We start from the raw sequence: 21,070 nt of genomic DNA, 5'->3' as shown, positions 1-21,070 counted from the left end.
GCGAACGCACCACGGCCCGGCGCACTGCCGGTGACCGGCCAGGACGGCGCGGCGGCGGCCGTCGCGCCGCCGGGGTGCGGGGCGTCACACCGCCGGGGCGCGGACCGCCGCACCGCCCAAGGCACCCGCTCGGCGCGTCCCGCAAGATCCCTGATCGTCCCTTGTGCGATGTATGGACGTGCCATGACCAGGGTGGAAAGCTCGAACCACCGCAAAGTGTCGACCGGGAGGCGAGGCACATGGGCGAGAAGAGGACACATCCGGGAGCCGCCGGCAGGGCGACATCGGCCGACCAGCCCACGTCCCTGAGAAATGTGGTGCTGGTCGGCCACAGTGGTGCGGGGAAGACGACGCTGGTGGAGGCGCTGGCCCTGGCGACCGGCGCGGTCAACCGGGCGGGCCGGGTGGAGGACGGCGGCTGCCTGTCGGACTACGACGAGATCGAGCACCGGCAGCAGCGGTCGGTACAGCTGTCCCTGGTCCCGGTGGACTGGGGCGGTATCAAGATCAATCTATTGGACACCCCAGGGTACGCCGACTTCGTCGGGGAATTGAGGGCCGGTCTGCGGGCAGCGGACGCGGCCCTCTTCGTCGTTTCGGCGGCGGACGGGGTGGACGGTGCGACCCGTATGGTCTGGGACGAGTGCGCCGCGGTCGGCATGCCGCGCGCGCTGGTCGTCACCCACCTGGAGGCGGCCCGCGCGGACTTCGACCAGATGACCCGGCTGTGCGGCACCACCCTGGGCGGCGACGACCCGGACGCCGTGCTCCCCCTGTACCTGCCGCTGTACGGCGCGGCGGGCGCCGACGGCCACGCCCCCGTGCACGGCCTGATCGGCCTGCTCACCCAGCGGGTCTTCGACTACTCCTCCGGCGAACGCGTCGAGCGCGCGCCGGAGGCCGACGAGCTGCCGCTGATCGAGGAGGCCCGTAACCGGCTCATCGAGGGCATCATCGCCGAGAGCGAGGACGAGTCCCTGATGGACCGCTATCTGGCGGGCGAGGACATCGACCTCAAGACGCTCGTCGGGGACCTGGAGACGGCGGTCGCGCGCGGCACCTTCCACCCCGTGCTCGCCGCGGCGCCGGCCTCGGAGGGCGCCCGGCAGGGGCTGGGCACGATCGAACTGCTCGATCTGATCGCGCGCGGCTTCCCCACCCCCGCCGAGCGCGAGGCCCCGGCGGTCACCACTCCTGACGGCAAGCCCCGCCCCGCGCTGACCTGCGATCCGGCCGGCCCGCTGGTCGCCGAGGTGGTCAAGACCTCCTCGGACCCGTACGTCGGCCGGCTCTCGCTGGTACGGGTCTTCTCCGGCACCCTGCGCCCGGACGAGACGGTGCATGTGTCCGGGCACGGGCTGCAGGACCGGGGCCACGAGGACCACGACGTGGACGAGCGGATCGGCGCGCTGTCCGCCCCGTTCGGCAAGACGCAGCGCTCGCTGACCAAGGCGATCGCCGGCGATCTGGCCTGTGTGGCGAAGCTGACCCGCGCGGAGACCGGCGACACCCTGTCCGACAAGGACGCGCCGCTCCTGATGGAGCCGTGGTCGATGCCGGACCCGCTGCTGCCGGTCGCCATCCAGGCGCACAGCAAGGCGGACGAGGACAAGCTCTCGCAGGGCCTGTCCCGGCTCGTCGCCGAGGACCCGACGATGCGGCTGGAGCACAACCAGGGCACCCATCAGGTGGTGCTGTGGTGCCTGGGCGAGGCGCATGTGGACGTGGCGCTGGAGCGGCTGCGGTCGCGGTACGGCGTACAGGTCGACACCGTGCCGTACAAGGTCCCGCTCCGCGAGACCTTCGGCGACAAGGCGGCGGGCCGCGGGCGGCACGTCAAGCAGTCCGGCGGGCACGGCCAGTACGCGATCTGCGAGATCGAGGTGGAGCCGCTGCCCGGCGGCAGCGGCATCGAGTTCGTGGACAAGGTGGTGGGCGGCGCGGTGCCCCGGCAGTTCATCCCGTCCGTCGAGAAGGGCGTACGGGCGCAGGCCGCGCGGGGTGTGGCGGCCGGGTATCCGCTGGTCGACGTCCGGGTCACGCTGCTGGACGGCAAGGCCCACTCGGTGGACTCCTCGGACGCCGCGTTCCAGACGGCCGGGGCGCTGGCGCTGCGCGAGGCCGCCTCAAACGCCCGTATCCACCTGCTGGAGCCGGTGGCCGAGGTGACCGTCCTGGTGGCGGACGAGTACGTCGGCGCGGCGATGAGCGATCTGTCCGGGCGGCGCGGCCGGGTGGTGGGCACCGAGCAGGCCGGGCACGGCCGCACCCTCGTACGGGCCGAGGTGCCGGAGATCGAGATCAGCCGGTACGCCGTGGACCTGCGCTCCCTCTCGCACGGCACCGGGCGCTTCCACCGGTCCTACGCGCGGCACGAGCCGATGCCGCCGCAGCTCGCCGCCCGGCTGCGGGAACAGGAGGACGAGGGTTCGTGAGTCCTGGCCGGCCGGCGGCCCCTCGGCCCTTTCCGGGCGGCCGTCGGCCGGTAGGCTGTGATCGCAGCTCAGAAGGTGTGCGAACGGCGGTAGTTGGGAAGAAGGCCGCAGCAGCGGATGCGTGCGGGTGATGGGGGCGGCAGTGGCAGCAGACGGCTTCGACTTCAGTCCCGGGGCGCAGGTCCCGCTGTCCGGCGGTGCCGGGCAGACCGCGGCCACGCAGGCGCTGGCCTCGGCCGCGTACCGGGACAATCCGCTCTCGGACATCTCGAAGGCGGACTCCGACACCGCGAAGTCGACCATCAAGCCGCCCAAACTGTCCCTGTTCGAGCCGAATCTGGGTGAGGCGTTCTCCCGCGCGCTGCAACTGCGCATGCTCGGCGGGGCCCGTGGCGCGCTCATCCAGTCCTTCGGCATCGAACCGCAGACGGTCGTCGAGCACTGCCTGGCCGCCACCCGCATCCGCAAGATCCGCGACGTCAAACTGACCGTGCTGATGCTGGTCTTCGGGCTGCTCTTCCTGCCCGGCGTACTGCTGTGGCTGGGCGCCTTCCAGCTCAAGAAGCTGCTCGCCAGGGCGCAGGGCACCGGCACCTCGGCGCTCGGCGTGGCGCTGATGATCGCGATGGCCGGGCTGGCCGTGCTGTTCCTGGTCAAGCTGCCGTTCACCGGCTTCTGGTCGGTGTATCTGCGGGCCATGGTCGTGGTGCCGGTGATCGGCTGGTGGTGGGCGAAGCGGATCAGCGAGGCCACCGCGCGGGACCTGCGGGACGCGTGGAAGGGCCTGCTCGAAGGCGGCGGCGTGGGCGCCAAGATCCCCGAGGCGGTGCCCCGCGACCCGAACGAGACCGCCGCCGAGCAGATGCGCCAGAACCTGGCCAAGCTCACCGCCGAGCAGCAGAGCAACGTCGCCTTCTACGCGGGCCCCAACGGCATACTCGGCATGGGCACCCGCTGGGGCAGCTGGCAGATGGCCGAGGAGCTGCGGCCCGCCGACGAGAACGGCGAGATCAACCCGTTCCGCAGCTACGACGTCATCCGCGTCGTCCACGACCGGCTGCGCCTGCTGGAGCGCAGCCCGCTGCACACCGGCGGCTTCAAGGACGCCCCTTCCGTACGCCACTGGATCGTGGTGCCGGTCGGCGAGAAGGCCGGTTCGGTCTCCCGCCCCTCGGGCACGGAGGTGGAGGCGTTCCAGGTGCGCGGCCACGAGATAGAGCGGATCTGCAACGAGCAGCAGTTCGGCGCCGGCAGCCGGCACTACCTCGGCGTGCAGTTCGTCCTGTGGGACGGGCAGCTGGTGATAACGCTGCTGATCACCGTCACCGTGCTGCACGAGACGCTGCGCGTCGAGGTCACCGGCCACGCCCTCGGTCCGGTGAACCCGCTGTTCACCTCCAAGCCCTCGCCGAAGACCAAGAGCGTCTCCAAGACGGTCAAGTTCTGGGAGACCAAGTCCGTGAACCTGCCGCTGGTCGACGCGAGCGAGGTGGTGCGCCTGGCCGCCCGCGCCCCGCTGACCTGGTTCCCCGGCTTCCTGGAGTTCCTGGGCGGGAAGCTGACCCTGCCGGAGCCGTTCGGACTGCGGCACGCCTGGGCCGACAAGCCCTGGCGGCACCGCTTCATGGCCGACGACGCGCTGCGCGCCGCGACGCCGGTGCTGCGCGTGGTGCACTCCGCCGCGCTGAGCGTGCTCAAGGAGAACGGCGTGGACATCGCGCGCTTCGACAGCCGTTCGCTGGTGCTGAGCGGCCAGGTGCAGGCCGCGGAGCCGCGCAAGGCGGACGAGTACAACGCGTAGCCGCTGGTGCGGCGGGTGGCCGAGAACCCCGGCCAGGCCCGCCGCGTACGAACCGCCTACCGGAAGATCCCCGTATGCCCCAGTGAGTACCGCCCCGGCTGCGGATACACCGCCAAGCCGTGCGGCCCCTCCCCCACCGGGATCTTGGCCAGGGTCTTCCCCGTCCGGGTGTCCATCGCGTAGACCTCGGAGTTGTAGCGGCCGGAGAGCCACAGCACCTTGCCGTCGGCGGAGACCCCGCCCATGTCGGGGCTGCCGCCGCCGGGGATGTGCCACTTGTCCACGAGCTTGCCGCTCTTGAAGTCCAGCAGGGACACCGAGCCCTCGCCGCGGTTGGAGATGTACATCGTCTTGGAGTCGCGGCTGACGTAGAGCCCGTGGGCGCCCTTGCCGGTCGGCATCAGCCGGGGCTGTTCGAACTTGTCGCCGTCCAGCACCCACATGCCGTCGGCCATCATGTCCGCGACGTACCAGGTCCGCCCGTCCGGCGAGATCTTCACGTCCTGCGGCATGGCGCCCCGGAACGGCAGTTTCTGCTGTCCGACGACCTTCATCTTCTCGGTGTCGACCTTCAGCAGCTCGGCGGAGAACTCGCAGGAGACGATGAAGTACTTGCCGTCCGCGGAGAAGTCCGCGTGGTTGACGCCCGCGCAGGTCACCGGGACGGTCTTGCGCACCTCCATGGTCTTCGGGTCGCGGAAGACCAGCTCCTTGTCCATCGAGGCCATCACGACCGCGTACTTGCCGTTCGGCGTGAAGTAGAGGTTGTACGGGTCGTGCACGTCCACCGCCCGGCCTGACCTGCCGGTCGCCGGGTCGATCGGCGTCAGGTCGTGGCCGCGGTTGTTGTTGACCCACAGCGTCTTCATGTCCCACGACGGGACGACGTGCTGCGGCTGCACCCCGACCGGGATGGTCTCGATGACCTTGTACGTCTTGGGGTCGATGACGCTCACCGTGTCGGAGCCGGTGTTCGGCACGTACACGCGCGAGGGGAAGTCCTTGACCTGCGGCGCCAGTTTGCCGGGGCGGTCCGCCGCGTACAGGTCGTGCTCGTCCAGCAGCGGCGGCATGCCGGGCAGCAGGGGCCTGGCGGCCTTGGCGGGCGAGGCCGGGGGCGAGGCGCCGGGGCTGCGGTCGGCGGCCTTCGTCCCGCCGTCACCGCACCCGGCCGCCACCAGTGCGCAGGCGACGGCCAGCAGCGCGGCCCGGCGGCCGCCGCGTACACGCTTCGGATCTTGGATATGGGTGCGGTCAGCCATCAGGTCACAAGCTCCGTTGTCGTCACCGCGCGCAGTCCGCGCCGGTGCAGGCCGTCGAGGATCGGGGGCAGCGCGGCAACCGTGCCGGGGTGCCCGAGGTGGAGGCTCACGATGGATCCGGCGCGGGCCCGGTCCAGCACGGTGCGCCGGACGGCGGGCGCGCCCGGGTCGTCCGCGTCGAGGGAGTCGACGTCGTAGGAGAGGACGTGGGGGTATCCGGCCCGGCGGGCCAGCCGGGTCACCAGGTCGGTGGCGTACTGCGCGCGGGAGGGCCGGAACCAGCTGCCGATCGTGCCGGTGAGCTTCCGCAGCCGCTGTGCGCAGCCGGTGATCTCGGCGTACGCGGCGTCCGCCGGCAGGGCGCAGATGTCGAGGTGGCGCTGGGTGTGGTTGCCCAGCTCATGGCCGCCGTCGAGGATGCGGCGGGCCATCGCGGGCTGCTCGTCGAGCCAGCTGCCGACGGCCAGTACGGTCACCCGGGCACCGGCCCGCTCGGCCTCGCCGAGCAGCGCGGTGGCCGCCTTCGGGTCGCCCTGGCCGTGGAAGGTGAGGGCGACCGCGCTGCCCCGGGGCGGGCCGTGCTGGATCTGTACGGGCTGGCCGGGGGCGCGGGTCGGCGGGCGGGCGGCGCCCGGGCCCGAGGGGCGCGCCCCCGAGGCCGGCGGGCCGGTGCCGCCCGGCGGCGGGGAGCCGGAGGCCCGTACGGCGGTGGTGTCCGTACGGGCCGTCGCGCACCCCGTCGCGAGCGCGCCGGCGACCGCGGCCGGGGCGGCGCGCAGCACGGAGCGACGATGCAGGGAAGTCACCCCACCATTACAGGGCAACCTGTCCGTATTTTGTCTATTTATCCGATTAAACGGAGGACGTGTCTCGGCCGCGCTGCGGCGTCCGGGCTACTGCGGCCAGGCGTCGGCCAGCATCTGGCGGGTGTCGGCGAGCAGCTGCGGCAGCACCTTCGTCTGGCCCACGACGGGCATGAAGTTGGTGTCCCCGCCCCACCGCGGCACCACATGCTGGTGCAGGTGGGCGGCGATACCGGCCCCGGCGACCGCGCCCTGGTTGAGGCCGATGTTGAAACCGTGCGCCCCGGAGGCGGCCCGCAGCGCGGTCATCGCCCGCTTGGTGAACTCGGCCAGTTCCAGCGTCTCCGCCTGGTCGAGGTCGGTGTAGTCGGCCACGTGGCGGTACGGGACCGACATCAGGTGGCCGCCGTTGTACGGGTAGAGGTTGAGCACCGCGTAGACGCGCTCGCCACGGGCGATCACCAGCCCGTCCTCGTCCGACTTGGCCGGAATCGTGCAGAAGGGGCAGCCGTCCTCGGCACCCGGTCCGGTCGGTTTGTTCTCCCCCTGGATGTACGCCATCCGGTGGGGCGTCCACAGTCGCTGGAAGGCGTCCTGTGTCCCGACTCCGATCTGCTGCTCCGGCTCACTCGTCATGCGGGCCAGCATATTCCCCGGCCCTGGCGTACAGACGGCGAGGGGCGGTCCCGGCCGGGACCGCCCCGCAGAGCCTGTGCCCCGCGTGCGCGGGGCCCGTCTCACACCTGGACCCGGCGCTCCACCGCGTCCAGCAGCTCCTGGATGGCCTGGGCCTTCGGGATGCCGTTCTTCTGCGAGCCGTCCCGGTAGCGGAACGACACCGCCCCGTTGGACACGTCCTCGTCACCCGCGATGATCATGAACGGGACCTTGGACTTCTGCGCGTTGCGGATCTTCTTCTGCATCCGGTCCGCGGAGGAGTCCACCTCGACGCGCAGCCCCGTCTTCTTGGCCTCGGCCGCGAACTCCTGGAGGTAGGGGACGTGGTCGTCGCCGATCGGGATGCCGGTGGCCTGCACGGGGGCCAGCCACACCGGGAAGGCGCCCGCGTAGTGCTCCAGCAGCACCGCGAAGAACCGCTCGATGGAGCCGAACAGCGCGCGGTGGATCATGACCGGCTGCTGCTTGGAGCCGTCCGCCGCGGTGTACTCCAGGCCGAAGCGCTTGGGCTGCTGGAAGTCGACCTGGATGGTCGACATCTGCCAGGACCGGCCGATCGCGTCCCGCGCCTGCACGGAGATCTTGGGCCCGTAGTAGGCGGCGCCGCCCGGGTCCGGGACCAGCGGCAGGCCCTGCTTCTCGGCCGCCTGGCGCAGCGCCTCGGTGGCCTCCTCCCACTCCGCGTCCTCGCCGATGAACTTGTCGGACTCGGGGTCGCGGGTGGACAGCTCCAGCTCGAAGTCGTTCAGGCCGTAGTCGCGCAGCAGGTCCAGCACGAAGGTCAGCAGCGAGTCCAGCTCGTCCGCCATCTGCTCCTTGGTGCAGTAGATGTGCGAGTCGTCCTGGGTGAAGCCGCGGGCCCGGGTCAGGCCGTGCACCACGCCGGACTTCTCGTAGCGGTAGACCGTGCCGAACTCGAAGAGCCGCAGCGGCAGTTCGCGGTACGAGCGGCCGCGCGCCTTGAAGATCAGGTTGTGCATGGGGCAGTTCATCGCCTTCAGGCGGTAGTTCTGCCCGTCGAACTCCAGCGGCGGGAACATCGCCTCGGCGTAGTTCGGCAGGTGCCCCGAGGTCTCGAAGAGCCCTTCCTTCGAGATGTGCGGGGTGTTCACGAACTCGTAGTCCGCGTCCTCGTGGCGGCGGCGGGAGTAGTTCTCCATCTCCCGGCGGATGATGCCGCCCTTCGGGTGGAAGACGGCCAGGCCCGAGCCCAGCTCCTCCGGGATGGAGAACAGGTCCAGCTCCGCGCCCAGCTTGCGGTGGTCGCGCTTCTCGGCCTCGGCGAGGAACTCCAGGTACGCCTTGAGCTCGTCCTTGGTCGGCCACGCGGTGCCGTAGATGCGCTGGAGCTGCTTGTTCTTCTCGCTGCCGCGCCAGTAGGCGGCGGCCGAGCGCATCAGCTTGAAGGCCGGGATGACCCGGGTGCTCGGCAGGTGCGGGCCGCGGCACAGGTCCTTCCAGCACAGCTCGCCGCTCTTGGCGTCGAGGTTGTCGTAGATCGTCAGCTCACCGGCGCCGACCTCGGCGGACGCGCCCTCGGCGGCCTCCGCGGCGGAGCCCTTGAGGCCGATCAGCTCCAGCTTGTACGGCTCGTCGGCCAGCTCGGCGCGGGCGTCGTCGTCGCTCACCGGGCGCCGGGCGAACTTCTGTCCGCGCTTCTGGATCTCCTGCATCTTCTTCTCGATGCGCTTGAGGTCCTCGGGGGTGAACGGGGTCTCGACGTCGAAGTCGTAGTAGAAGCCGTCCTTGATGGGCGGGCCGATGCCGAGCTTCGCCTCGGGGAACAGCTCCTGCACGGCCTGCGCCATCACGTGGGCGGTGGAGTGCCGCAGGATGTCCAGGCCGTCCTGGCTGGTGATCTCGACGGGCTCGACCTCGTCGCCCTCGGCGAGCTCGTACGCCAGGTCCTTGAGCTGCCCGGCGACGCGCGCGGCGACGACGGAGCGCTCGCCCTGGAAGAGGTCGGCGGCCGTAGTGCCCGTGGTCACCACGCGTTCTTCCCGCTCGGAATCGCGTTGGATGGTCACACGGACGTCTGACACCGGTCTCTCCTGACTTCTCGGGCGCGTCAGCGTTTGCTGCGCAGCCGAATCGTACCGAGCCACCGGTCTTCCTCGCGAAACGGTTGTGCCGTCCGCTCCCCCGGGCGGACGGGCGCACCGGCCGGCATCCCCTTCCGGCCGGTGCGCCCGCGCGCGCTCAGTCGCCCGGCAGCGGCCCGCCGCACGCCTCCTCGAAGAAGTCCAGGTTCTCCTGGAGCGACTTCAGCAGCCGGTCCCGTTCGGCCTCGTCGACCTGTACGGGGGTGACGTCCGACGCGCCCGTGATGCGCCGGAAGCCGCCCCGGCTCTCCAGCCGCCCGCTGACCCGGATGGGCAGGCCCACCAGGTGGGCGTGCCCGGCGATGCGGTAGTCCTCCTCGTCCAGCGCGACCCGCACCTGCATGACGTCGGCCCCGGTCAGCACCCGCAGCCGTACGACGCCGGGGCCGCCGGGCCGCTCGCGCCGCAGGCGTACCACCGCGCCGGTCACCCGCACCGGCAGCGACGGCTCGTCGCGGACGTAGCGCTGGGCGGCCGCCTGGAGCGCGGGCAGGTCGCCGGGCGAGAACTCCACCGGCTCCGGCCGGGCGGCGAACCCGGGCGGCGGCCCCGCCCCCGGCGACCACTCCACCGATATCCGCACCCCCTCCGCCTCCCGCACCAGCGAGATCAGCGCCTCCGCCAGCTCGTGGCACACCCCCAGCTCCACGGCCGCCTCGAACGCCTCCATGCCGCCGGTCGCCCGCTGGTAGTCGGTGGCGTCGCGGGTGGCGTGCAGCGCGCGCTGCAGTCCGGCGACGGCCGCGCGGCCCGCCGCCACCGGGACGTACGCGGTCAGCCGCCGCCCGGCCGGCGCGGGCCCGACCAGCACGTCCGCCATGAACGCCTCGGCCTTGCGCTTGTGCCGCGCGCCGTAATAGCCCGCCCGCCCGTACGTGCCGAGCGCGCCGGCCATCAGCATCGAGCGCGCGGCGGTCCGCAGCTGCTCCTGCGCCACCCACGGCGTGCCGCCCACCCCGTCGTCCGGCACCTCGCGCTCCCAGCGCACCTCGTCGCTGGGCACCGCGAGCGCCGCCAGCACCTCGCGCGCGGACGGCGCGGCGCTGTGCGCGAGGGCGGCCAGCGCCTCCGCGATGAGGTCGGTGCTGTCCGGGAACGTCCGGGACTGGGGCACGAGCAGGCTGGTGCCTCCGGTGGCGCCGCCCGGCGGTGTCCAGCGGGCGTAGTGGCCGGCGGCGCCTCCCCGCCGCCGCCAGCCGTGCCGCGCCAGCAGGGCGCCGAGCACCGCCGGGTCCAGCTGGGCCGGATCCGGGAGCCTCAATTCGTACGCATCGATCGGCCGGTGCATCAGGGTCTCCCTCCCGCCCCGACCCGCGTCATGATCTCGCAGAGCGCGCGGTCGTCGAAGATCCGCGTGGTCGGGATCCGCACGTTGGTCCTGCGCCGGCCGGTCACCCGGTGGCCGGCCAGGTTGATCCAGTAGCAGCAGTGCCGCAGTTCGAGACGGTCGTGGCCGGCCCGCAGCCAGTCCTCCTGGGTCCGCGGCACCAGCATCACGACCAGGATCTTGTGCACCGCCACGGGCGTGCGCGCCAGCTTCGCCAGATGGTCGTTGTCCAAGGTGAAGGCGAAGCTGGCACCGGGCGGCCGGGGGGCGACCTGGTACGTGCACTTCAACTGCACCTTGATGGTCACTTCGTCGTCGACGGCGTGTCCGGGCGCGCCATGGCTGACGTGCCAGTCGATGCCGTTGTCCGGGAAGGGCTGGGCCAGCGAGCAGCCCGACGCGGCGGCCACCGCGTGAAGATAGCCCACCTGGAGCGTCTCCATACAGGCCGTGGTGGCGAGCGCGCCGCGCAGCGAAGCCGTGCGCGCGGGCATGGGTCCTCCCGGTTCTGGCTGCGCGAGCGTCATCGCTCAAGTGCCTTCCGGGCCGGGTCGTTCGAAGGGGCCGTCATCGTGGCGACGGCCCGTTGCTGTGTTCTTGTCCGCCTCAAGTGGTCAACAAACCAGGACGGTTCGACAACCGGAAGCCTCGGGTATCACCAGGTCGGGTGGCCGTGTCGGCCACCCACCGCACGAGCGCGAGGAGTTGTGAGAATGCCGTGCTGGTACGACGGTCCGCTGGCCTCCTTCGACACCGAGACGACCGGGATCGACGTGGAGCGAGATCGCATCGTGTCCGCCGCCCTGGTCGTCCAGGAAACCCCGCGCAGCGTGCCCCGCGTCACCCGGTGGCTGGTCAACCCGGGCGTCCCGATCCCCGAAGCGGCCGTCGCCGTGCACGGTCTGACGGCCGAGCACCTGGCGCTCAACGGCCGCTGGCCGTCGCCCGTGATGGAGGAGATAGCCCGGGCGCTGACCGATCAGTCGCTCGCCGGGCGGCCGCTGATCGTGATGAACGCGCCGTTCGACCTGACGCTGCTGGACCGCGAGTTGCGGCGGCACCGCGCCGCCTCGCTCCAGCACTACCTGGGCACCCACCCGCTGTCCGTACTGGACCCGCGGGTGCTGGACAAGCACCTGGACCGCTACCGCAAGGGCCGCCGCACCCTGTCCGACCTGTGCGCGGAGTACGGCGTCGAGCTGACCGGCGCCCATGACGCCGCGGCCGACGCGGACGCCGCGCTCCAGGTCGTACGGGCGCTGGGGCGCCGGTTCGCGGAGCGGCTGGAGTCGCTGAGCCCGGCCCAGCTGCACACCCGGCAGGCGGTGTGGCACGCGGCGCAGGCGCGCGGCCTGGAGGCGTGGTTCGCGCGCAACGGCACGGAGGAGGCGGTGGACCCGCACTGGCCGATGCGCCCGGAGCTCCCGGCCGCGGCCTGACCGGCGCGCGCCGTACGTCCCGTACCAACGCCAAAGGCCGGGCTGCCTGTTGGCAGTCCGGCCCTCGGTCCCGGTGGGCGATACTGGGTTCGAACCAGTGACCTCTTCGGTGTGAACGAAGCGCTCTCCCACTGAGCTAATCGCCCGGGTTTCGTGTCCCCGGGGTTTCCCCCGCGAACGACCTGAACAATACAGGCCGCCGCGCCTTTCCATCAAATTCCCCGCCACCGCGTTCCCGTTCCGGCGCCGGCCGGCCCGGGAACACCGGCCCGGAGATCATTCACGGGCCAGCCAGGAGGCCAGTCCCCGGCGCCCGGCACGCATCATCAGCGAGTGGTTGACGACAAAGAACGGCCGCCCCGGCACCGCCAGCCGGCGCATCGACGGCTTCCGCACCTCGACCTCCTGCTCGAAGACGGCGCGCGTGCCGCCGCCGGCCGCGCCGACCGTCCAGCGCGCGAAGCCCTCCAGGTCCCCGCGCATCGTGATCTCCAGGATCCCGGCCTCCGGGTCGCGCCGCGCCTCGGTGGCGGTGACGGTGAGGACGTACGGGAGCAGGGACCGGAAGGACGCCGTGCCGCTGCGCTCGTCGACGCGGGTCACCCGGCGCACCTGGGGCCACCAGTGCGGGTACGTCTCGGCGTCCTCCAGGGCGGCGTAGACCGCGGTGGGCGGCGCGGGCAGGCGCCACTCGCTGCGGAAGCGGTAGCGGTGCAGGGCGTGCGGCCGGGCGGGCATGACCCGAGTCTGCCGCGCGGGCGGCGCCCGTGAGGGGGAATGGCGAGAAGAAAACGGAAGACGGCCCGGAGGTCTGGGACCTCCGGGCCGTCGGCCGGTGTGGGCGATACTGGGTTCGAACCAGTGACCTCTTCGGTGTGAACGAAGCGCTCTCCCGCTGAGCTAATCGCCCGGGCGCAGAGAGAACATTACCGCACGTCGGAGGGGTCTCGTGACCACCTGCGGAGCCGGGCAGCGATCAGCGGTCCGCGTTCCACGGCAGCACGAAGCCGAACTTCCACAGGTAGACCGCGAGCCCGGCCACGATGATCACCGCGCCGACGCTGGTCAGGATGATGTTGCGGCGCCGCACCTTCGGGTCCAGTGCCTTCTGCGCGGCCTCGGTGACCTTGCGCTTGGTCCAGCGCAGCACCAGCTGCGCCCAGACGAACTCGGTCGCCCAGATCGCCATACCGGCGAAGATGACCAGCCAGCCGGGGCCGGGGAGCGGCAGCATGATGATGCCGCCGACGACCACCGCCAGGCCGACGATGAAGATGCCGACCTGCCAGCTCAGGTGCAGCGGGCGGGAACGCCTGATGAAGTGCGGCGCCCGCGAGCCGAGACGCTGTTCCACGCCCGCAGTCTCCCCCGCGGCGGCCGGATCCGCAGCCGGAGCCGCCACGTCGGCGATCCCCGGCCCCCCGTTACTCTCCGTATTCATACGGCCCAACCTACCCGACGGAAGACGGTCACCGGAATGGCCGCCCGGGAGGATTGGCAACTCCGCCGTAAGAGGTACCGGAAGTCACCCAAAACCCTCAGAGGGGTTTACAACGGCACCGTAGGTGGCATGTCGATTTCGCCGACGTGCGAATCCCCGAGCGCACACTGAGCGAAAGGCCCTGGCGCTTATGAACACCACGGTCAGCTGCGAGCTGCACCTGCGCCTCGTTGTGTCGAGCGAGTCGTCACTGCCTGTACCCGCGGGCCTGCGGTATGACACGGCCGATCCGTATGCCGTGCACGCGACCTTCCACACCGGAGCCGAGGAAACCGTCGAGTGGGTCTTCGCCCGCGACCTCCTCGCCGAGGGCCTGCACCGGCCCACGGGCACCGGAGACGTCCGCGTTTGGCCGTCCCGGAGCCATGGACAGGGCGTCGTCTGCATCGCCCTGAGCTCCCCGGAGGGCGAGGCCCTTCTGGAGGCCCCGGCGCGGGCCCTGGAGTCGTTCCTGAAGCGGACCGACGCCGCCGTGCCACCGGGCACGGAACACCGGCATTTCGATCTCGACACCGAGCTCTCCCACATCCTCGCGGAGAACTGAACGACGGCGCGGCGGCCGCCCGCGGCCCCTCACCGCACCGAACCGCGCACACCTGCACCGTCCGACTCGGGGCGACGGGACAGGACCTATAAGTTCATACGGCACGAGCCGGCGCCGTCGCCGCGGACCCACCGCGGAGACGGCGCCGAAGCTTGTTGGACGCGCTAGAGTCGGCGACCATTCGGCAAGGACACCGGGGCGGCGCCGTCCGACCCCGCCCGGCCAGGGAGCGAAACCGTGATGATCACCCACGACACCCGGTGCGCGCTCGACGCGGTCGTCGACCTGTTGAACACCGCTCCGGAAGGCGACGCTGCCGGCGCCCCGGACAGCCTCACCGACCTGTCGGCGCTCCAGGCGTTCGTCGCGCGCAACGCGATCAGCGACGTGGGCACGCTCGACGAGCGCGACCTGGCGGCCGTGCGGTCGGTGCGGACGCGGCTCGCGCAGGTCTTCGCCGCGCCGGACGACCGTACGGCCGCCGAGCGGCTCAACGAGCTGGTCGCGGCGGCGGGCACCACCCCGCGGCTGACCGACCACGACGGCTACGACTGGCATGTGCACTACTTCGCGCCGGGCGCCTCGGTCGCCGAGCACCTGGCGGCGGACGGCGGGATGGCGCTGGCGTTCCTGGTCGTGGCCGGGGAACGGGAGCGGCTGCGGCACTGCGAGGCGCCGGACTGCCGGTTCGCGTTCGTGGACCTGTCCCGCAACCGCTCGCGCCGCTACTGCGACAGCCGTACGTGCGGCAACCGGCTGCACGTCGCCGCGTACCGGGCGCGCCGCCGGGAGGCCACGCGCTGACGCCCGCCCGGCGCGCCGCGCGGGAGCCTCACAGCAGCAGGAGGTCGTGGAGGGCGCCGATGAGCAGGAGGACGGCGATGAAGGTGAGGAAGAGCATCAGCGGCGGCTGGGACAGCGCGTAAAGGCAGCCGCGCGGTTCGGGGGACGGGGGCTCGGCCGGTGTGACGGCGGGGTCCCGGGGCAGGGCGCACTCGTCGTTCATCTCCCGCCGATGATGGCGCAGGCGATCAGGCCGCGGCGGCCGGATCACCCCTCAGCGCAGGGAGTTCATCCCTTCCCGTGCATTTGCGTGATCGCTACGGTGTCCGAGGTGTCACCCACGCGGGCCGTACGGCGGGCTGGGGAGGCGCCACCACCAGCGCACCTCTCAGATGCCGTGCTTCTTCAGGATGGCTTCAATGTCGGAGAAATCCTCCTGCGGCGCGCCGCCCTTGCCCTGGGCCGCGGGCCGCTTCGCCGGGGCGCCCGCGCCGAGCGACGGCGCGGAGGCCGCCGGCGCCACCGCGGCGGGCCCCCGCTGCCGGGCCGCGGCCCGCCGCTCCTTGCGGCTGCCGCCGGCCTTGAGGGAATGCCGCTCGGCCACCCTCGCGATCATGAAAAGCACGACGGAGAGGGCCAGCACCCCGAAGCCCGCCCAGACCGTGGGCTTGAAGACCACATCGGTGAGCCAGTCGATCACGCCGGTCATCACCAGGCCCACGGGCACCAGGGAGAACGCCGCGATGCGCGTGGCGGCCAGGAAGCGCTTGCGGTAGGCCGTCAGCGCGGCGATGCCCAGGCCCGCCGCCGACACCGCGGCACAGACGGTCGAGGTCAGCATCCGGTCCTCCTGCCGGTCGATTCCGTACGGCGCTGCGCACACGGCGGCGCCCCCGTTCCTCCTTCCATCCTGCCCTCTCGCGGGCGCCCGGGGCCACGATCGGAGGCGGGCTCAGGGACATCTCGGGGTCGGGCTCCTCCGCAGGTCCCGGTTCGGGCCCGGCGGCGCTTGCTGGGAGACTGGCCCCATGAACGACGCCACGACCTCCGGCCCGGCCCGCCCCGTCGTCCTCGACGTGTGGTGCGAGCTGCAGTGCCCGGACTGCACCGCCGCGCTGGACGACCTGCGGGCCCTGCGCGAGCGCCACGGGGACCGGCTGGACATCCGGCTGCGCCACTTCCCGCTGTCCAAGCACCAGCACGCGTACGCCGCCGCCCAGGCCGCCGAGGAGGCCGCGGAGCAGGGCAGGGGCTGGCCGTACGTGGAAGCCGTCCTGGCCCGTACGGAAGAGCTCGGCCGCAAGGGCGAGCCGCTGCTGGTCGAGGTGGCCGGTGAACTGGGGCTGGACGCCGAGGAGATGGACACCGCGCTGATCGACGGCCGCCATCTGCTCGCCGTCGACGCGGACCAGGCGGAGGGCAAGGCGATCGGGGTGACCGGCACGCCCACGTACGTGATCGGCGGGGAACTGCTGGACGGCAGCAAGAGCCAGGAGGGCCTGCGCGAGCGCATCGAGGAGATCGCCGGGCGGCTGCTGGCCGAGCAGGACTGACGCGGTCCGCCGGGGCGGGCGGGCCGCGCCCGCTCACAGCAGCAGTTTGTGCAGGGAGTAGCCGGCCGGGCGGTAGCCCAGCGATTCGTACAGGCCGCGGGCCCGCTGGTTGTCGGCGAAGACGTTGAGCCCCAGCACGTCGCGGCCCGCGGCGAGGGTTTCCCGCTCGGCGACGAGCATGAGCGTACGGCCGTGGCCCTGGCCGCGGTGCTCGGGTGCCACCTGGACGTCCATGACGAAACCGCCGGGCCGGGCCGGGTCGTATGTCGTCACCCAGACGGTGCCGACGTCCGTGCCCTCGTGGGCCAGCACGCGCAGCGACTGGTGCGCGCTGGCCGGGCCGTCCGGCAGCAGCCGCGCGTGGTCCCGCGTCGCCCGTTCCTGCGCCCGCCCGCGCGGCATGCCGTGGGCGACCTGCACGTCGACGTACTCGGTGTGTGCGGCGGCCAGCCAGGCCGGGTACTCCGCCGCGTCCATCGGCCGGTCGGCGCTGCCCGCCGGGAGGCCGGGCCGGGTGGTCAGCTCCTTGCGCATCCGGCGGCTGTGCTCCGTGTAGCCGAGGGCGGCGGCCAGCCGCAGGGCCACATCGGCGTCGGCCGGCACGTCCACCGTGATCCGCCGGCAGCCCCAGCCGCGCAGCACCTCTTCGGCGGCGAGGGCCGCGACCGTGCCGCGGCCGCGGTGCCGGTCGGGGTCGTCGATGCGCAGGTTCGCGATGCGCCCGGCGGACGGGCCCAGCCCGGCGTCGGTGGTCAGGCTTATCCGGCCCACCGGACGGCTGTTGACGCAGACTTCGTACGTACGGGCCCGGCCGCCGTCGGCGCGTCGTTCTTCGGGCCCGGCGGGGCGCAGCGTAGTGGTCACGCTGGCTTTCTACCCGGTTTCCCGGGCGTCCGTCATCAGCGCGGGTCGAAGTCGGCGGCGGCGCGCTCCGCGAAGACCCGCATCGCCTCGGCGGTCAACGGGCCCGGTGTGTCACCCAGTTGCCGCCCGTCCACGCGGGTGACGGCCTGTACGTCGCGCAGCGTGGAGGTCAGGAACACCTCGTCGGCGTGCTCCAGGACGTCCAGCGGCAGGTCGGTCTCCTTGGCGCCGGTCCACTCGACGGTCAGAGCGCGGGTGATGCCCGCCAGGCAGCCGGAGGACAGCGGCGGGGTGTGCAGCACACCGTCCAGGGCGACGAAGACGTTGGAGCCGGTGCCCTCGCAGAGCTGCCCGACGGTGTTGCCGAACAGCGCCTCGGAGGCGCCCGCCGCGCGGGCGCGGGCCAGCGCGACGACGTTCTCGCCGTACGACGTGCTCTTCAGGCCCGCCAGCGCGCCGCGCTCGTTACGGGTCCAGGGAACGGTGACGACCGCGGTGGTGTCGGGGCGGCGTGGGGACTCGCCGAGCGCGACGACCAGGGTGGGGCCCGCCTCGCCCCGGTCCGAGCCGAGCGGCGAGAGGCCGCCGGTGTAGGTGATGCGCAGCCGGCCGAGGGGCACCGGGTTGGCGTCCAGGACGGCCGCGCAGGCGCGCCGTACCTCGTCGAGGTCGGGGTCGGGCAGGCCCAGGCCGCGGGCGGAGGAGGCGAGCCGGTCCAGGTGGCGGGTGAGCGCGAAGGCGCGCCCGTCCACGGTCCGCAGCGTCTCGAAGACCCCGTCGCCGACCGTCAGCCCGTGGTCGAAGACCGAAACCCGGGCGCCGTCCGCGTCCCGCAGCTCCCCGTCGAGCCAGATCTTCATGGTCGTCTCCCTCCAGTCGGCTCGTGCAGGCCCGACGCTACCGCCAGCAGCCTGCGGGCCTTCAGCTCGGTCTCGTCCCACTCCCCCTCGGGGTCCGACCCCCAGGTGATCCCGGCACCGGCGCCGAAACGCAGCACCGGGCCCTCGGGGGCCGTCCGGTCGATCCAGAATGTACGGATGCCCACGGCCAGCTCACCGGTGCCGCGGTCGGCGTCCACCCAGCCGATGCCGCCGCAGTAGGGGCCGCGCGGCGCGGTCTCCAGCTCCTCGATGATCCGCTGGGACGCCAGCTTGGGGGCCCCGGTGATCGAACCGGCCGGGAAGGTGGCGTCGAGGAGGTCCGCCCAGGCCGTCTTCCGGTGCTCCTCGGCCAGCTCGCCGCGCACGGTGGAGACCAGGTGGACCAGGCCGGGGTGCGCCTCGACCGCGCACAGTGCCGGGACGGTGACGGAACCGGTGCGGCAGACCCGCCCGAGATCGTTGCGGACCAGGTCCACGATCATCACGTTCTCCGCCCGGTCCTTGTCCCGCAGGTCCTCGGGGACCCGTCCGGTGCCCTTGATCGGGCCGGACTCGACGATGCGTCCGTAGCGGCGCAGGAACAGCTCGGGGGAGGCGGTGGCGACCTCGGTGCCGTGCGCGGGGAGCCGGACCACGCCCGCGTACGGGGCCGGGTTGCCGCGGGCCAGGACGGCGGACAGCGCCTCCACGTCCGCGCGCGCGGGATCCGGCAGCGGCGCGCTCAGAATGCGGCAGAGGTTCACCTGATAGACCTCGCCCGCGGCTATGTACTCGCGTATGCGCCGTACGCCCGCGGTGTAGGCGGCGCGGTCCAGGGAACTGCGCCAGTCCCCGGGGGCCGGGCCCCGCCAGCGGGCGGGGTCGGGCGGGGGCATGGACCCGGTGTCCCGCACGTCGCCGAAGCGCGCGCAGATCACGCCCCCCTCGTAGTCGGCGACGACGGCCCACCAGCCGGCCGAGTCCAGGGCCTCCGGATCACGGGTGACATCGCGCAGGTCAGTGGCTGTACGGCCGCCGAATCGGGCCAGCGGGGGGAGGTCGTTCACGCCATCGAGTCTATGGCTGGGGGCCGCCGGCCGCCCCGATCGGGCGAGCAGCGCAGCACGCTGCACAAACGCGTTTTTGTACTGGCCCGGGAATCCGCTAGAGTTCAACACGTCGCCGGGACGCGGAAGCGAAACGGCAGACGGGGTTCCTCCCCGGACCTGGTCCGGGAAAGGCACCTGCGGACGTAGCTCAGTTGGTAGAGCACCACCTTGCCAAGGTGGATGTCGCGAGTTCGAGTCTCGTCGTCCGCTCGAAGTGGGGGATCTTCCCGAACCCCCGCACTCCTGGTGGAGTGGCCGAGAGGCGAGGCAACGGCCTGCAAAGCCGTCTACACGGGTTCAAATCCCGTCTCCACCTCCAAGGACGATTAGCTCAGCGGGAGAGCGCTTCCCTGACACGGAAGAGGTCACTGGTTCAATCCCAGTATCGTCCACTGGTCCGCAAGGACCGCTCCCCCCGCCTTCGGGCAGGGCGGACCCCGCGCGATTAGCTCAGCGGGAGAGCGCTTCCCTGACACGGAAGAGGTCACTGGTTCAATCCCAGTATCGCGCACGCAGCACCCCGCGGCCCCGGCCGCGGTCCCGAGGACGATTAGCTCAGCGGGAGAGCGCTTCCCTGACACGGAAGAGGTCACTGGTTCAATCCCAGTATCGTCCACACCGTACGGTCGAGGGCCGGAGCAGACGCTCCGGCCCTTCGCCGTTGTGGGTGCGGGTCCGGACCGCGGCTCAGGAGGAGAACAGCATCCGCCCGAATCCGCGGTGGCCGTGGTGCCCGTGATGGCCGTGGTGCGCGGTACCCCAGGCCGGGGCGGCCGGGTACGCCATCGGGGCGTGCGGGTACGCCTGCGGCGGGGCCGGAGGCGGTGGGGCCTGGGTGGACCACTGCGCCTCCATACGGGACAGCGCCTCCAGCTCCCCGTAGTCCAGGAAGATCCCCCGGCAGCCGGCGCACTGCTCGATCTGCACGCCGTTGCGGTTGTACGTCTGCATCGGGCCGTGACACTTGGGACATTGCATGGCGATCGTCTCCTGACGAGAGGCGGCTCCCGGAGCGGCCGTCCGGTGGTGACGGATTCACCCTACGGCCGCGGGCGGCCCGCCAACTCCCTTAGAACGCAAGCCGTTCGGGCCTTACGGGCCTCGCGGACCATCCGGTCGCAGGCGTCCACGCAAGCCGTCTCGTCGGCGTCCGGTGGGCGGCCGGTGGGCGCGGCCCTGGCGAGGGCGAGGGCTGCCGTCTGGACCGTCAGGGCGCGGGCGGGCACGTCCAGTTCGGGCCAGGGATCGCCGTACGGGCGTACCGCGGGTCCGCCCGCCGCCCGGTAGGCGCCGAGAAACCGGGACCAGAGGTCAGGGGCCAGCAGCCCGGTGGCGAACCAGGCGGCGGGGCGGGCCAGGTCCCACGCGGGGTCGCCGAGGCCCAGGTCGTCGATGTCGATGAGCAGCCAGGGGCCGTCCGGACCGGGGTGCCTGACGAGCTGTCCGAGGTGCAGGTCGCCGTGGCACAGGACGTCGGCGCGCGGGGACGGCGCCTCGTTGCGGGCCCATGGGGGCAGCAGGGACCAGGCGTGTTCGACGGCGAGGACGGCGGAGGGGAAGGGCGGCGGGCCGGACGCGGTGAGCGCGGCGCGCATACGGGTCAGGGCGCGGGCCGCCTTGGCCGGGCCGCGCATCGGCGGCACCGGGCCCGGCAGCCGCGCCGCCGGAACGGAGTGCAGGCGGGCGAGCAGCCGGGCCGTCTCCTCCCACGGGGCGGCGTCCGGATCGCCCGGGGAGACCGGCCTGCCGTAGGGCCAGCAGGTCGCGGGGCGGCCGTCGGCGAGCAGGGCGAGAAGGCCGTCGGCGAGCGGGGCGGGGAGGCCGTCGGGGCCGGTGACCGGGAGCGGCGGCAGCACGGTGCCGCGCAGGTACGGGTGTGCCGCGACCCGGAGCCGGACGGCCAGCCGCTCCGCGTCGCAGTCCGGCGCGTGTGCCTTGGCCACGACACTTCCGCAGCGGAGGAGCGTGGCGTCGGGGCGGTGGGTGAGGAGGGTGGGGGGGAGGGGGGC

Annotated in this window: 21 protein-coding genes and 7 tRNA genes; 11 read left to right on the top strand and 17 right to left on the bottom strand. The window is 72.4% G+C overall.

Annotated features, from left to right (window positions below; all coding sequences use genetic code 11):
• Positions 1-239: 239 nt before the first annotated feature.
• Together ADK86_RS24490 and ADK86_RS24485 are read left to right on the top strand one after the other, a co-directional pair.
• Positions 240-2,435 carry an elongation factor G-like protein EF-G2 gene (locus ADK86_RS24490; protein WP_053698529.1) on the top strand — a complete coding sequence of 732 codons (2,196 nt, stop codon included), beginning with the start codon at positions 240-242 and terminating at the stop codon, positions 2,433-2,435.
• Between the two features lie 130 nt (positions 2,436-2,565).
• Positions 2,566-4,236: a hypothetical protein gene (locus tag ADK86_RS24485; RefSeq protein WP_053698528.1), complete on the top strand. Its 1,671-nt coding sequence runs from the start codon at positions 2,566-2,568 to the stop codon at positions 4,234-4,236.
• A 56-nt stretch (positions 4,237-4,292) separates the two neighbouring features.
• On the opposite strand, the gene ADK86_RS24480 is transcribed toward ADK86_RS24485, so the two are convergent.
• The 6 genes from ADK86_RS24480 to ADK86_RS24455 form a co-directional block, all read right to left on the bottom strand.
• On the bottom strand, positions 4,293-5,498 hold the full coding sequence (locus tag ADK86_RS24480) for a YncE family protein (RefSeq protein WP_053698527.1): 1,206 nt from the start codon (positions 5,496-5,498) through the stop codon (positions 4,293-4,295).
• Positions 5,498-6,304, bottom strand: coding sequence for a polysaccharide deacetylase family protein (locus tag ADK86_RS24475; RefSeq protein ID WP_053698526.1), 807 nt, complete (start codon positions 6,302-6,304; stop codon positions 5,498-5,500). Before ADK86_RS24475 ends, ADK86_RS24480 begins: the two co-directional genes overlap by 1 nt.
• A gap of 87 nt (positions 6,305-6,391) precedes the next feature.
• Positions 6,392-6,949, bottom strand: a complete 558-nt coding sequence (locus ADK86_RS24470; RefSeq protein WP_030590532.1) for an HIT family protein — start codon at positions 6,947-6,949, stop codon at positions 6,392-6,394.
• Positions 6,950-7,038: 89 nt separating this feature from the next.
• Positions 7,039-9,021: a threonine--tRNA ligase gene (thrS, locus tag ADK86_RS24465; protein ID WP_053698525.1), complete on the bottom strand. Its 1,983-nt coding sequence runs from the start codon at positions 9,019-9,021 to the stop codon at positions 7,039-7,041.
• 157 nt (positions 9,022-9,178) lie between these two features.
• Positions 9,179-10,369: a hypothetical protein gene (locus tag ADK86_RS24460; protein ID WP_030590529.1), complete on the bottom strand. Its 1,191-nt coding sequence runs from the start codon at positions 10,367-10,369 to the stop codon at positions 9,179-9,181.
• A complete protein-coding gene (locus ADK86_RS24455) occupies positions 10,369-10,935 on the bottom strand; it encodes a DUF4365 domain-containing protein (RefSeq protein WP_030590527.1) in 567 nt (188 codons plus the stop codon). The genes ADK86_RS24460 and ADK86_RS24455 overlap by 1 nt, the downstream gene beginning before the upstream one ends.
• A 186-nt stretch (positions 10,936-11,121) precedes the next feature.
• Between ADK86_RS24455 and ADK86_RS24450 the strand changes: the two genes are divergently transcribed.
• Complete coding sequence (locus tag ADK86_RS24450) at positions 11,122-11,847, top strand: 3'-5' exonuclease (protein WP_053698524.1); 726 nt, start codon at positions 11,122-11,124, stop codon at positions 11,845-11,847.
• A gap of 74 nt (positions 11,848-11,921) precedes the next feature.
• Here the strand turns inward: ADK86_RS24450 and ADK86_RS24445 are convergent.
• The 4 genes from ADK86_RS24445 to ADK86_RS24430 form a co-directional block, all read right to left on the bottom strand.
• A tRNA-Val gene (locus ADK86_RS24445) sits at positions 11,922-11,993 on the bottom strand.
• Positions 11,994-12,123: 130 nt separating this feature from the next.
• On the bottom strand, positions 12,124-12,585 hold the full coding sequence (locus tag ADK86_RS24440; RefSeq protein WP_053698523.1) for an SRPBCC family protein: 462 nt from the start codon (positions 12,583-12,585) through the stop codon (positions 12,124-12,126).
• A 100-nt stretch (positions 12,586-12,685) separates the two neighbouring features.
• Positions 12,686-12,757 (bottom strand) — tRNA-Val (locus tag ADK86_RS24435).
• 66 nt (positions 12,758-12,823) lie between these two features.
• On the bottom strand, positions 12,824-13,288 hold the full coding sequence (locus ADK86_RS24430) for a TIGR02611 family protein (protein ID WP_199834465.1): 465 nt from the start codon (positions 13,286-13,288) through the stop codon (positions 12,824-12,826).
• A 190-nt stretch (positions 13,289-13,478) separates the two neighbouring features.
• On the opposite strand from ADK86_RS24430, the gene ADK86_RS24425 reads away from it, so the two are divergent.
• The gene (locus ADK86_RS24425; RefSeq protein WP_003987206.1) at positions 13,479-13,892 is read left to right on the top strand and encodes an SsgA family sporulation/cell division regulator; all 414 of its coding nucleotides are present in this window, start codon (positions 13,479-13,481) and stop codon (positions 13,890-13,892) included.
• 237 nt (positions 13,893-14,129) lie between these two features.
• Complete coding sequence (locus tag ADK86_RS24420) at positions 14,130-14,696, top strand: CGNR zinc finger domain-containing protein (RefSeq protein WP_030178072.1); 567 nt, start codon at positions 14,130-14,132, stop codon at positions 14,694-14,696.
• A gap of 28 nt (positions 14,697-14,724) precedes the next feature.
• On the opposite strand, the gene ADK86_RS43895 is transcribed toward ADK86_RS24420, so the two are convergent.
• Both ADK86_RS43895 and ADK86_RS24415 read right to left on the bottom strand, forming a co-directional pair.
• Positions 14,725-14,898, bottom strand: a complete 174-nt coding sequence (locus ADK86_RS43895; RefSeq protein ID WP_167538338.1) for a hypothetical protein — start codon at positions 14,896-14,898, stop codon at positions 14,725-14,727.
• A gap of 165 nt (positions 14,899-15,063) precedes the next feature.
• Positions 15,064-15,516 (bottom strand): hypothetical protein, encoded by a 453-nt coding sequence (locus ADK86_RS24415; protein ID WP_030590516.1) that lies wholly within the window; start codon positions 15,514-15,516, stop codon positions 15,064-15,066.
• Positions 15,517-15,703: 187 nt separating this feature from the next.
• Between ADK86_RS24415 and ADK86_RS24410 the strand changes: the two genes are divergently transcribed.
• A complete protein-coding gene (locus ADK86_RS24410) occupies positions 15,704-16,228 on the top strand; it encodes a DsbA family protein (protein ID WP_053698521.1) in 525 nt (174 codons plus the stop codon).
• Between the two features lie 33 nt (positions 16,229-16,261).
• Here the strand turns inward: ADK86_RS24410 and ADK86_RS24405 are convergent, their stop codons facing one another.
• Genes ADK86_RS24405 through ADK86_RS24395 form a run of 3 tightly spaced genes read right to left on the bottom strand, consistent with a single transcriptional unit; the run spans position 16,262 to position 19,019 of the window.
• A complete protein-coding gene (locus ADK86_RS24405) occupies positions 16,262-17,092 on the bottom strand; it encodes a GNAT family N-acetyltransferase (RefSeq protein ID WP_053698520.1) in 831 nt (276 codons plus the stop codon).
• A 35-nt stretch (positions 17,093-17,127) separates the two neighbouring features.
• A complete protein-coding gene (locus ADK86_RS24400; RefSeq protein ID WP_053698519.1) occupies positions 17,128-17,952 on the bottom strand; it encodes an aminotransferase class IV in 825 nt (274 codons plus the stop codon).
• Positions 17,949-19,019: a chorismate-binding protein gene (locus tag ADK86_RS24395; RefSeq protein ID WP_053698518.1), complete on the bottom strand. Its 1,071-nt coding sequence runs from the start codon at positions 19,017-19,019 to the stop codon at positions 17,949-17,951. The genes ADK86_RS24400 and ADK86_RS24395 overlap by 4 nt, the downstream gene beginning before the upstream one ends.
• A 179-nt stretch (positions 19,020-19,198) precedes the next feature.
• Here ADK86_RS24395 and ADK86_RS24390 point away from each other — a divergent pair.
• The 5 genes from ADK86_RS24390 (at position 19,199) to ADK86_RS24370 (ending at position 19,677) form a co-directional block, all read left to right on the top strand.
• A tRNA-Gly gene (locus ADK86_RS24390) sits at positions 19,199-19,271 on the top strand.
• A 35-nt stretch (positions 19,272-19,306) separates the two neighbouring features.
• Positions 19,307-19,380, top strand: a tRNA-Cys gene (locus ADK86_RS24385).
• Between the two features lies 1 nt (position 19,381).
• A tRNA-Val gene (locus ADK86_RS24380) sits at positions 19,382-19,453 on the top strand.
• A 47-nt stretch (positions 19,454-19,500) separates the two neighbouring features.
• A tRNA-Val gene (locus tag ADK86_RS24375) sits at positions 19,501-19,572 on the top strand.
• A gap of 33 nt (positions 19,573-19,605) precedes the next feature.
• Positions 19,606-19,677, top strand: a tRNA-Val gene (locus ADK86_RS24370).
• Positions 19,678-19,748: 71 nt separating this feature from the next.
• On the opposite strand, the gene ADK86_RS24365 is transcribed toward ADK86_RS24370, so the two are convergent.
• Positions 19,749-20,039: a zf-TFIIB domain-containing protein gene (locus ADK86_RS24365; protein ID WP_063789076.1), complete on the bottom strand. Its 291-nt coding sequence runs from the start codon at positions 20,037-20,039 to the stop codon at positions 19,749-19,751.
• A 62-nt stretch (positions 20,040-20,101) separates the two neighbouring features.
• On the bottom strand, positions 20,102-21,070 hold a 969-nt coding region (locus tag ADK86_RS24360; RefSeq protein ID WP_063789075.1), incomplete at its 5' end, for a phosphotransferase family protein.

Origin of the sequence: Streptomyces sp. NRRL F-5755 (assembly GCF_001279365.1) — a bacterium.
Classification (GTDB): domain Bacteria; phylum Actinomycetota; class Actinomycetes; order Streptomycetales; family Streptomycetaceae; genus Streptomyces; species Streptomyces rimosus.
Note: the sequence above shows the minus strand (reverse complement) of the source record. Positions and strands in the feature narration are given on the sequence as shown.